The 1,281-nt window shown below is 48.3% G+C and carries 4 protein-coding genes; all 4 read right to left on the bottom strand.

Translation table 11 applies throughout. The features are described 5' to 3' along the window. On the bottom strand, nucleotides 1-508 hold a 508-nt coding region (locus tag EQY_RS0120615), incomplete at its 3' end, for a PBSX family phage terminase large subunit (RefSeq protein ID WP_000200756.1). After that, complete coding sequence (locus tag EQY_RS0120610; protein ID WP_001436504.1) at nucleotides 505-927, bottom strand: terminase small subunit-like protein; 423 nt, start codon at nucleotides 925-927, stop codon at nucleotides 505-507. The genes EQY_RS0120610 and EQY_RS0120615, both read right to left, overlap by 4 nt. A gap of 23 nt (nucleotides 928-950) precedes the next feature. After that, nucleotides 951-1,130: a hypothetical protein gene (locus EQY_RS0120605; RefSeq protein ID WP_000091987.1), complete on the bottom strand. Its 180-nt coding sequence runs from the start codon at nucleotides 1,128-1,130 to the stop codon at nucleotides 951-953. A 1-nt stretch (nucleotide 1,131) separates the two neighbouring features. Further along, on the bottom strand, nucleotides 1,132-1,281 hold a 150-nt coding region (locus EQY_RS25125; RefSeq protein WP_138984129.1), incomplete at its 5' end, for a DUF2560 family protein.

The following is a 1,281-nucleotide window of genomic DNA, read 5'->3' as shown; positions in this document are numbered from 1 at the left end:
ACGCTACGTACTTCTCGGGGCGCTTACCAACGAATCGCTGATAGGTATCGTCGAGTATGTTTTTCGGGTTGAAGCTCACCCATATTTCAGAGAACGGCTTACGGATGGTTGGTATCAGAATATCCCATGATTCCTTCGTTACCGCTTCCGCTTCCTCCACCCAGCAGATATCAATACCTTCTAGCGATTTAATCTTCGTCGGGTTGTTTTTGATGCCGTAGAACATGAATTCAGCATTCGTTCCGAGATGACGAATCATTGAACGCTGAATTTCAAACTCAGCCGAATACCCTTCCCGCTCGATAGTGTCTTCAAGCAACCGGATTACCGAATCACTGATACTGTTTTGCAGCTCACGAGCGCAGAGAATACGCACAGGCTGCCGACGCGCCGCTTCAACAAGCAGTCTCGCGATAGCCCATGACTTACCGCTACCTCGACCGCCTTTGGCGACTTTGTAGCGATGCGCCTCAATGAACGGTTCAAAGATAGGATTAATCGAGGTCATTTTCCGAATAGAGTACTCATCGGTGATGTTTCAATCTGGATTGCGCCGCCGTCTTTGCCGACAAGCTCGTTAGTTACCTTGTCGCCATACTTACGGGGATTCATTCGGGCCAGCGCCCATTTGCGGGTATCAACGCGAAGTCTTGCCTTTGCCACCTCAGCAGCATCTGGAATCGCATTGTCAGCAATTTCGAATATCTCTTCGAAAATAGAATCAGCTCGTGCCTCAGTTGCCTTCGCGTACTTGTCGCGAAAATCCTCATGCTTTGCCAACCAGCGGAAAACAGTGGACTTATCCGGCATACCAGGACGCTTACATACTTTCAGCAAACTTTCGCCAGAAGAAAGCAACGAGCAGATATCGTCAGCCACCTCCGGCATATAATCAGAGGGGCGACCAGCTTTTGGTTCAGTCGCCATATTCATCTCACTTAGTTGTTATTTCAGGCTGAGGACTCTTTCGCGCCTTCAATCAATGACTGCTTCAGCAATTCGAGTGTACCAATCGCCTCGCATAAACTGATTTCACCATCGTAATCATGGATGACGCTTTCCAGCCGCTCGTATAGCTCTTGAGTAATTGGGAATTTCTTCTCCTTACCCAAATTGATTACGCGGCTCACATCATGCTCCGGTAGTGAACAGGTCTAACGCTTCCTTCGATTTACGCACCGCTTCAAATGTGCGGATCGTGATATCTGAATTAGCGCCGCCTGACTGGAAGTGAATTTTGAATAGCTCAAGCGGTAGTGACTCCAACTTACTGATAGTGTT

Origin of the sequence: Escherichia sp. TW14182, assembly GCF_000208525.1 — a bacterium.
GTDB classification, from domain to species: Bacteria; Pseudomonadota; Gammaproteobacteria; order Enterobacterales; family Enterobacteriaceae; genus Escherichia; species Escherichia ruysiae.
This window is presented reverse-complemented; position numbering and strand designations above follow the sequence as displayed.

Excerpts from the sequence above, each read along its gene's own strand:
- EQY_RS0120610 (WP_001436504.1), bottom strand. The coding sequence starts at position 927 with ATGGCGACTGAACCAAAAGCTGGTCGCCCCTCTGATTATATGCCGGAG.